Origin of the sequence: Bradyrhizobium sp., assembly GCF_030693485.1 — a bacterium.
In the GTDB taxonomy this organism is placed as follows: Bacteria; Pseudomonadota; Alphaproteobacteria; order Rhizobiales; family Xanthobacteraceae; genus Bradyrhizobium.
Genome location: NZ_JAUYAN010000127.1, coordinates 1 through 8,799, shown reverse-complemented (window position 1 = coordinate 8,799; position 8,799 = coordinate 1). Strand labels below are relative to the sequence as shown.

Annotated in this window: 9 protein-coding genes and 1 pseudogene; 9 read left to right on the top strand and 1 reads right to left on the bottom strand. The window is 65.0% G+C overall.

The genetic code is table 11. From position 1 onward, the window contains the following. Nucleotides 1-417 (bottom strand): annotated as a pseudogene (locus tag Q8N40_RS09260) (4Fe-4S ferredoxin); the annotation flags it as partial. Between the two features lie 162 nt (nucleotides 418-579). Here Q8N40_RS09260 and Q8N40_RS09255 point away from each other — a divergent pair. The 9 genes from Q8N40_RS09255 to fdh3B all read left to right on the top strand — a co-directional run. Next, nucleotides 580-1,335: a biotin/lipoate--protein ligase family protein gene (locus tag Q8N40_RS09255; RefSeq protein ID WP_305711615.1), complete on the top strand. Its 756-nt coding sequence runs from the start codon at nucleotides 580-582 to the stop codon at nucleotides 1,333-1,335. Between the two features lie 7 nt (nucleotides 1,336-1,342). Beyond that, entirely contained in the window at nucleotides 1,343-1,918 is a 576-nt protein-coding gene (locus Q8N40_RS09250) for a DUF6505 family protein (RefSeq protein ID WP_305711614.1), read from the top strand. Then, nucleotides 1,915-2,937 carry a DUF6352 family protein gene (locus Q8N40_RS09245; protein WP_305711613.1) on the top strand — a complete coding sequence of 341 codons (1,023 nt, stop codon included), beginning with the start codon at nucleotides 1,915-1,917 and terminating at the stop codon, nucleotides 2,935-2,937. The genes Q8N40_RS09250 and Q8N40_RS09245 overlap by 4 nt, the downstream gene beginning before the upstream one ends. Nucleotides 2,938-2,962: 25 nt before the next feature. Further along, on the top strand, nucleotides 2,963-3,481 hold the full coding sequence (locus tag Q8N40_RS09240; protein ID WP_305319812.1) for a DUF3305 domain-containing protein: 519 nt from the start codon (nucleotides 2,963-2,965) through the stop codon (nucleotides 3,479-3,481). Then, nucleotides 3,478-4,155 (top strand): DUF3306 domain-containing protein, encoded by a 678-nt coding sequence (locus tag Q8N40_RS09235; RefSeq protein ID WP_305711612.1) that lies wholly within the window; start codon nucleotides 3,478-3,480, stop codon nucleotides 4,153-4,155. The genes Q8N40_RS09240 and Q8N40_RS09235 overlap by 4 nt, the downstream gene beginning before the upstream one ends. 123 nt (nucleotides 4,156-4,278) lie before the next feature. Further along, complete coding sequence (locus tag Q8N40_RS09230) at nucleotides 4,279-5,064, top strand: molecular chaperone TorD family protein (protein ID WP_305711611.1); 786 nt, start codon at nucleotides 4,279-4,281, stop codon at nucleotides 5,062-5,064. 33 nt (nucleotides 5,065-5,097) lie between these two features. Beyond that, on the top strand, nucleotides 5,098-5,331 hold the full coding sequence (locus tag Q8N40_RS09225; protein ID WP_305711610.1) for a hypothetical protein: 234 nt from the start codon (nucleotides 5,098-5,100) through the stop codon (nucleotides 5,329-5,331). Nucleotides 5,332-5,344: 13 nt separating this feature from the next. Beyond that, complete coding sequence (locus Q8N40_RS09220; RefSeq protein ID WP_305711609.1) at nucleotides 5,345-8,311, top strand: formate dehydrogenase subunit alpha; 2,967 nt, start codon at nucleotides 5,345-5,347, stop codon at nucleotides 8,309-8,311. Nucleotides 8,312-8,325: 14 nt separating this feature from the next. Beyond that, on the top strand, nucleotides 8,326-8,799 hold a 474-nt coding region (fdh3B, locus tag Q8N40_RS09215; RefSeq protein ID WP_305711608.1), incomplete at its 3' end, for a formate dehydrogenase FDH3 subunit beta.

Below are 8,799 nucleotides of genomic sequence, written 5' to 3'. Positions count from 1 at the left end.
CGCCGCCTCGATCGCGACCTCGTCGCGGCCATAGATCAGCGCCACGCCGCCGCTCTCCAGCGTCACCAGCGAGATCGGCGGCATGTCTTGCTGTGCCGCTGCGATCAACGCCGCGGCCTTGGGGCCGGCCGCGGCCGCGTCGTTCGACCAGCCGCCGGTTTCGCGAATGTTGACGAAGGTGAGTTCGGCCTGCGGCGAATTCTCAGCGACTTCGCGAAACAGCGGGGCTTCCTGGGTGCAGGCAACGGTAATCGGCGCGCCGTCGGCCAGCGCGGCCCTGAAGCGATCGAGTTCGAGGCCGCAGAGCTGGTTGACCTGCGTGATGGTGCCGCCGCAGCCGCGGCCAATCGCCGCCGCGTCGAGCGGCATCGTCTTCTCGCAACTGCAGATCAGGAGATGAGACGGCACCGCACTCATGATTAATGTCCTGAACCGTGCGCCGGGCGCGCGGTTGCTTCGTACTCCGGTTCCGCGGTACCTGCGGAATCGGAAATCCGCAAGGCCTCTTGCTCGCGTTACGAGCCGGAGGGGGATAGCATACACCAGCGGATTGCAAAGCGATTAAGGATGAGCCCTTCGATGACGTCGCGCCTCGCAGACGTGGAACAGACACTCGATCTGCCCCCGGGGTATACTTTGGTCGCGTTGCGCGAGCTTGGCGACGCGTTCGCCCACGGCTGCGAAATCGCGGCGAGCGCGGGCGCGGGCACGCTGGTCTGGGTGCGGCGCTACGACCTGGTCGAATTCGCCGTGGTGCTCGAACCCGACGAAGCGCTGGCCACGGCGCGCCGGGCGTTCTTTGCCGGCATGAATGCGCTGGGTGACGCGATATCGTCGCACTGCCCGCCGGAGCGGGAGGTCGGTTTCGACTGGCCCGACGCCGTCAGGTTCGACGGCGGATTGCTGGGCGGCGCCCGGCTCGGCTGGCCCACCGATTGCGCCGAGGAAGAAGTTCCGGCGTGGCTGGTGTTCGGCGTCATCCTGCGCGCCGCCGACATGGTCCATGTCGAGGAGGTGCGGGCCGCGTCCGGGGTCGCCATGCTGAGCGAGGGTTTCGAGATGATCGACACCGACGCGATCATCGAAAGTTTCGCGCGGCACCTGATGACCGGCTTCGACCAATGGCGAGAACGCGGGTTCGAGGCGGTGGCGCGGAACTATCTGGCGCGGCTTGCGCTGGGCAAGGCCGGCGAAATCAGGGCGATCGACGTCAATGGCGATTTGCTGGTGCGAACCGCGGTCGGCAAGGGGCCGCCGGAACGGATCAGCCTCGTCGACGCGCTGGCGCGAGCGGACTGGTACGACCGCCAGGCGCGCGGCCCGAGGCTCGGATGAGGCGAACATGCTGAAACTGCCGCGAACCATCCGGCTCGATCCGTCCGACACGTTCGTATTCGAGCGGGCGGCGGAACCCGGCGAATGGGCGGTGTCCGGCGCGTTCGTGTTCTGGAACCAGGACCCGGCCGCGCTCGGGCCCAAACAACGCGTGGCGTTGCGGTCGGGCTTTCTCGGCGTCGACAGTCTCGGCTGGTCGACGCTGGCCATCGTCACCGAGGCTGACGAAGCGGAGCGCGAGGCCATGGTCGAGCGCCTCGCGGCCACCTTGCTGGAAAAATTCGGCGCTCCGGATCTCGCCGCAGCTCGAGGGGCGGCCGAGGAAGAGGTCGCGTTTGCAGCCTCATTGTGCGATCACGCCCCGCAGACCCTGCTCGCGGTGCAGCGCAGCGTCGAGCACGGCGAGATTCGCGAGCGCTTCCGCACGCTGCGGCCGCGCGAGACCGCAACGGGCGCCGATTCCTTGCACGCGCATGCCAGCGCCTTTACCTTTCACGAGGTCGAAGGCGAGGATGAGCCGGTTGAACAGGTCGACCTCATGGGCTTGATCAGGAATGACAGCATGACCAGGGATCGCACATGAGAGAGTTCTGGGTCGCCTCCGGCCATCACCTCACCCGCCGTGGCGATCATGGCGGGCTGCTGGCGACACCCGAACTGATCATGGCCTATCTGGCGCGGCCCGAATTGATGCCGCCGGCCGACGCCTGCCCGGCCGAGCTGCGGCTGCATGCGCACCTGCTGGCCGATCCGCTGCGCCCGGTCGCCGCGGCGGACATCGCCGCGCTTGTGGACGCCGACGCGCGGGAAAACTGGACCTTCATGGTGAATTTCCGCGACCGGCTGGTGGCGGCGCCGTCGCTGGAGGCGGTGTATGTGTCGCTGGCCCGCAAGGGCGCCGGCGATCTGCCGCCGATCTTCCTGTCGCAGCTCTGTCACCTGATCCTGCGCAACGCGCTGGAGGGCTGCGACGATCCCTACATGCTGCGCGCCGCCGAATTGTTCTACCGCAGCCAGCTCGCCACCGTGCATGACGGCACGCTGCTGTTGGCCGATGCGGAGGTCATCGAGGCGCAGCAGCACGCCCAGGCCGACATCCATTCGTCGCCGCTGACCGCGATGCTGGCGCCATCAAAGGCGTTCGGCGAGATGGACGTGATGGACGACGACAATGCCTGGACCTACTGGTCGCGTTCCGACGCGCACGCGATGGTGATGAACATCGGCGGCAATCCGAAGGCGCGAACCGGGCTCACACGAGTGATCGAACGCTGGATCGCCCATCTGCTCGGCGTGACCGTCAAGGTCGAGACGGTGGCCTCGATCGAGGACCGCGACTGGCGCTGGTTCATCGGCCTCGACAGCGAGGGCACCAGGATCGGCAACGCCCTGTGGAACGGCGCTGAACTGGAAGGCAATGCCGCCGAGCGCATCGTCGCCCTGATGCGCCTGACCATCGAAGATGTCAGGCTGGTGGACGAGCGCGTCGGCACCAGGCCGGTCTATCTCATTCTGGCCAGCGGCGCCGACCGAGTGGTGCGGCTGAAGCCGCAGAACCTGGTCGCGGGATTGCCGCTCGCGGCCACCGCTGACCTCGCATGACCGGCCGGGAAACGGAGGATCTGGCATGGCGATGACCGAGACCTCCCGCCAGGTTGGCGTGGTGCTGCGCCGCCGCTCGATCGAAAATCCCTGGATCGACCATATGTGGTCGCCGGCGATGATCCTCGACGAAGTGCCGGACACGGCGCCCTGGACCGTGCTGTCCAGCGACGCCGATGCGACAATCTATTATGCGGGCGTGGCCAGCATCGACCTGTTCAGTTCGGACACCGCCAATTACCGCGACAACCTCGCCGACGGCGAGCCGCGGATCTGGATTGCGCTGCGGCGCCAGGATGGCGGGCCTGAACTCGAACTGACCAAGGTGACCGCCGACCCGACCGAAGGCGAAGCGATCTTCGAGAGCGGCTGCGACGTGATCGGCACCGTGCCAATGCCGCCCGAGATAGCGGCGTGGATCGCAGCCTTCGTCGATCAGTTTCACATCGAGCGCGTGTTCCACAAGCGCAAGCGGGATCGCAAGAGCGGCGATCGCGGCGGCATGCCGGATGGCCCTTCGGACGACGGAACAGGGCGCTCATGAGCGGTCCGGACCAGAGCGACGAGGACAGGGGCTTTCTGGCGCGGTGGTCGCAGCGCAAGCAGGAGGCGAAGCAGCCGGAATCCACGCCGAATGAGCCCGCGGCCACCGCTGAAACTCCGCCCGCGACAGTGGCCGAAACCGAGGCCGCGCCGGAGTTCGACCTCTCCAGCCTGCCGAAGCTGGAGGAGATGACGGGCGCGACCGATATCACCGGGTTCCTCGGCAAGGGCGTGCCCGAGCATCTGCGCAATGCGGCGCTGCGAAAATCCTGGGCGCTCGACCCCGCGATCCGCAATTACGTCAATCCCGCGCTCGAATACGCCTATGACTGGAACGTTCCGGGCGGCGTGCCGGGCACAAGCGAGATCGGCGCCGGCATGGACGTCGCGCGGATGGTGTTGCAGATCATGGGTGACAATGCACCGGCCGACCCCCCGGTAGCGGCGGCGGATTCGGCAAAGCAGCCCGCGGACGACCCTGTGCCATCAGCCGAAGAGCCTGCTGCGATAGAAGCTGAGCCTGCGCAACCACTGCCCGCCACGGCGCTGAGGCAGAGTAACGAGGGTATTTTGCCAGCACAGCACACGAGCGGCGAAGTTCATCGGCCGGACGAGCCCCCTGTTGCACCGCAACAGCCGGTGCGACGCCATGGCTCGGCAAAACCTGCTGTTTAGCCAAAAGTTTTTACAGACATAGCCCGCGCCTATGTTACAGATTTCACACTGGAATAATTCCAGTTCTAAACGGTTTGCCCGATTAAGAGGCACCGTTTGGACAGGGGGAGAATAGCTCGCACCATGCGTGACGCGGGTTTGGAACAGGCAATCAAGGCAGCAGGCGGCGTCGCATCGCTGGCGCGGGGAATCGGCATTGCGCAGCCCTCGGTGTCCGCATGGTCGCGCATTCCGGCCGAACGTGTGCTTGCGGTCGAAGCGCTGACGCGGGTGGAACGCAACATTCTCCGCCCCGATCTCTACGCACAATCCGGGAATCAGGTGACATCGAAATCCGAAATCGACGAGATCGATCAGCTGCGCGCCGCGGAATACGGCCTGTTGTCGCTGCTGCTCGGCAAGGCGCCCGACGCGGAGACGCTCAAGCGCGTTGCCACGCTGAAGGGCGACGCCTCCGACCTCGGCATCGCGCATATCGAACTCTCGGTGGCAGCGGCGGCGTTGGACGATCGCGCCGTCAGCAAGGAATTCTTCGATCTGTTCATCGGGCTCGGGCGCGGCGAGCTGCTGCCCTATGCCTCCTATTATCTGACCGGTTTTCTGCACGAGCGCCCGCTGGCGAGGGTGCGCGAGGATTTCGATCGGCTTGGGATCGAGCGCGACGGCCCGTCGCGGGAACCGGAAGATCACATTGCGATCCTGCTCGAAGTGATGTCCGGCCTCGCGCGCGGCGAGTTCGAGGCGGATTTCGGCGAACAGCAGCAATTTTTCGAGCGCCATCTCAAGCCGTGGGCGGTGCGGATGTTCGCCGATCTCGAGATGTCGCAGTCGGCCAATTTCTACCGTGCCGTCGGCCGCGTCGGCCGCATCTATATGGAACTGGAATCCGAGGCCTTCACGCTGTCCTGACAGCAATGAAGGCAAGCCAAAGGGGAGATTGCAATGCGCAAGCCATCCGACAGCAAGGCGCCATCAGGCGAAGGCGGTTCGAACACCGCTGGTGTCGTCGACCGTCGCCGCTTCTTCATGATGGGCGGATCGGCGGTCGCAGCCGCAGCGGTGGTGCCGCTGGCGGGCCGCGAGGCCATCGCCGACGAGTCGCAGTCCGAGCGGGTCAAGGCCCGCTACAAGGAATCCGATCACGTCAAGAATTTCTATCGCGTCAACCGCTATTGATGGGACCACGCACATGTTGATGAAGCGAAGAGATGGATCCGCCGGCAAAGCGCGTTTGCAGGGTATCGCCGCCGGCCTCGCCTCCGGTGTTCTCGACCGCCGCACCTTTCTGCGCCGGTCGGGCCTCGTGGCGGGAGCAGGCGCCGCGCTTGGCCTGATGCCGCTCGGTTCGGTGCGCAAGGCAGAGGCCGGTCCGCAAATCATGGGCGCGCCGACCGAAATCAAGAAGAACATCTGCACCCATTGCTCGGTCGGCTGCACCGTACTTGCCGAAGTGCAGAACGGCGTCTGGGTCGGCCAGGAGCCGGCCTGGGACTCACCGATCAATCGCGGCTCGCATTGCGCCAAGGGCGCCGCGGTGCGCGAACTCGTACATGGCGACCGCCGCCTGAAATGGCCGATGAAGCTGGTCAACGGCGAGTGGCAGAAAATATCCTGGGACGTCGCCATCAACGAGATCGGCGACAAGATGCTCGAGATCCGCGCCAAGTCCGGCGCCGACTCGGTCTATCTGCTCGGCTCGGCGAAGTTCTCCAATGAAGGCGCCTATCTGTTCCGCAAGTTCGCGGCGTTCTGGGGCACCAACTCGATTGATCACCAGGCCCGCATCTGCCATTCCACCACTGTTGCCGGCGTCGCCAATACCTGGGGCTACGGGGCGATGACCAACTCCTACAACGACATCCGGAACTCGAAGACCGTGGTCTTCATGGGCTCGAATGCCGCCGAAGCGCATCCGGTGTCGCTGCAGCACATTCTCACCGGCAAGGAGATCAACCGCGCCAACGTGTTCGTGCTCGACCCGCGCTTCACCCGCACCGCGGCCCACGCCACCGATTATGTGCGCTTCCGTTCCGGCACCGACATCGCGGTGATCTGGGGCATGCTGCACCACATCTTCAACAACGGCTGGGAAGACAAGCAGTACATCGCCCAGCGCGTCTACGGCATGGACCAGATCCGCGCCGAAGTCGCCAAGTGGACGCCGGAAGAAGTCGAGAAGGTGACCGGCATTCCCGGCGAACAGCTGAAGAAAGTCGCCGAGACCTTCGCCAAGCAGCGGCCCTCGACCTTCATCTGGTGCATGGGCGGCACCCAGCACACCGTCGGCACAGCCAACGTCCGCGCCTATTGCAACCTGCTGCTGGCGACCGGCAATGTCGGCACCTTCGGCGGCGGCGCCAACATCTTCCGCGGCCACTGCAACGTACAGGGCGCCACCGATCTCGGTCTCGATATCGTGACGCTGCCGCTCTATTACGGCCTGGTCGAAGGCGCCTGGAAGCACTGGGCCCGGGTCTGGGAAGTCGAATACGACTATCTGCAGGCACGCTTCGACGAAGTGCCGGCGAAGTCGGGCCGCCCGGCCCGCACCCGCAAGCAGAACATGGAAGCGCCGGGCATCCCGTCGACCCGCTGGTTCGATGCGACGCTCGCCAACCCCGACGATGTCGATCAGCGCGACAGCCTGAAGGGGATGTTCATCATGGGCCACGGCGGCAATACCGTGCCGCGCATGACCGAAATGGTGAAGGGTATCGAGAAGCTCGAATTGCTCGTGGTCGCCGATCCGCATCCCACCACCTTCGCGGCGATCTCGAACCGCAAGAACGGCACCTATCTGCTGCCGGCCTGCACCCAGTTCGAGACCTCGGGCTCGCGCACCGCGTCCAACCGGTCCATTCAGTGGGGCGAACAGATCGTCAAGCCGATCTTCGAAACGAAGGACGACTACGAAATCATCTACCGCATCTCGGAAAAGCTCGGTTTTGCCGATCCGATGTTCAAGAACATCAAGGTGGAGAACAAGCGTCCCTCGCCAGAGGACCTGCTCAGGGAAATCAACCGCGGCGGGTTCTCGACCGGCTATTCCGGCCAGTCGCCGGAGCGGCTGAAGGCCCACATGAAGAATCAGGACAAGTTCGACCTGGTGACCCTGCGCGCCAAGGCCGACGTGCCTGAAGTCGGCGGCGACTATTACGGCCTGCCATGGCCGTGCTGGGGCACGCCGGCGATCAAGCATCCGGGAACCCATACGCTGTACAACACCAACCTGCACGCCAAGGACGGCGGCGGCACCTTCCGCGCCCGCTTCGGCGTCGTCTATGAAGAGAAGCAGCCGGACGGTTCGGTGAAGAACGTCAATCTGCTGGCCGAAGGATCCTACAGCAAGGGTTCGGAACTGACCGACGGTTATCCCGAATTCACCTATGGCGTGCTCAAGAAGCTCGGCTGGGACAAGGACCTCACCGAGGCCGAACTCGCCACCATCAACAAGATCGGCGGCAACAATCCCGACGGCGTCGGCTGGGCCGTCGACCTGTCGGGCGGCATCATTCGCGTCACGCTCGAACATGGCGTGATGGCCTATGGCAACGGCAAGGCCCGCGCGGTGGCGTGGAACCTGCCCGATCCCGTGCCGGTTCATCGCGAGCCGATCTACACCGCGCGTCCCGAACTGGTCGCCAAATATCCGACCCGGCCCGACGGCCGCCAGTTCCGCATGGCCAATCTCGGCTTCTCGATTCAGAAGGCGGCGGTGGACAAGGGACTCGCCAAGCAGTTCCCGATCATCCTGACCTCGGGACGTCTGGTCGAATACGAGGGCGGCGGCGAGGAAACCCGCTCGAACAAATGGCTGGCCGAGCTGCAGCAGGACATGTTCGTCGAAGTTAACACGGCGGACGCCGCCGAGCGCGGCATCAAGGACGGCGGCTGGGTCTGGGTGCTGGGTCCGGAAAACGGCTCGAAGGCGCGGGTCAAGGCGCTGGTCACCGACCGGGTCGGCAAGGGCGTGGCGTTCATGCCTTTCCACTTCTCCGGCTGGTTCCAGGGCGTCGATCAGCGCGGCAACTATCCGAAGGGTGCAGATCCGATCGTGCTCGGCGAAAGCGTGAACACGATCACTACCTACGGTTACGATCCGGTCACCGCCATGCACGAGGGCAAGGTGACATTGTGTCAAATTCAATCGGCGTGAGGGGAGAATAGATCATGGCTCGCGTCAAATTTCTTTGTGATGCCGACCGTTGCATCGAGTGCAACGCCTGCGTGACCGCCTGCAAGAACGAACATGAAGTGCCGTGGGGCATCAACCGTCGCCGCGTCGTCACCATCAACGACGGCAAGCCCGGCGAGCGCTCGATCTCGATGGCCTGCATGCACTGCACGGATGCGCCGTGCGCGGCCGTATGCCCGGTCGACTGCTTCTACACGACGGCCGACGGCGTGGTGCTGCATTCCAAGTCGCTTTGCATCGGCTGCGGCTACTGCTTCTACGCCTGCCCGTTCGGCGCGCCGCAGTATCCCAAGCAGGCGAACTTCGGCTCGCGCGGCAAGATGGACAAGTGCACCTACTGCGCCGGAGGCCCGGAGGCCGACATGACGCTGGTGGAATATGCGAGCTACGGCCGCAACCGCCTCGCCGAGGGCAAGCTGCCGCTGTGCGCGGAGATGTGCTCGACCAAG

Bases quoted from the DNA above. Each gene is read 5' to 3' on its own strand.
- Q8N40_RS09255 (WP_305711615.1), top strand. From the start codon at position 580: ATGACGTCGCGCCTCGCAGACGTGGAACAGACACTCGATCTGCCCCCG.
- Q8N40_RS09250 (WP_305711614.1), top strand. From the start codon at position 1,343: ATGCTGAAACTGCCGCGAACCATCCGGCTCGATCCGTCCGACACGTTC.
- Q8N40_RS09245 (WP_305711613.1), top strand. From the start codon at position 1,915: ATGAGAGAGTTCTGGGTCGCCTCCGGCCATCACCTCACCCGCCGTGGC.
- Q8N40_RS09240 (WP_305319812.1), top strand. From the start codon at position 2,963: ATGGCGATGACCGAGACCTCCCGCCAGGTTGGCGTGGTGCTGCGCCGC.
- Q8N40_RS09235 (WP_305711612.1), top strand. From the start codon at position 3,478: ATGAGCGGTCCGGACCAGAGCGACGAGGACAGGGGCTTTCTGGCGCGG.
- Q8N40_RS09230 (WP_305711611.1), top strand. From the start codon at position 4,279: ATGCGTGACGCGGGTTTGGAACAGGCAATCAAGGCAGCAGGCGGCGTC.
- Q8N40_RS09225 (WP_305711610.1), top strand. From the start codon at position 5,098: ATGCGCAAGCCATCCGACAGCAAGGCGCCATCAGGCGAAGGCGGTTCG.
- Q8N40_RS09220 (WP_305711609.1), top strand. From the start codon at position 5,345: ATGTTGATGAAGCGAAGAGATGGATCCGCCGGCAAAGCGCGTTTGCAG.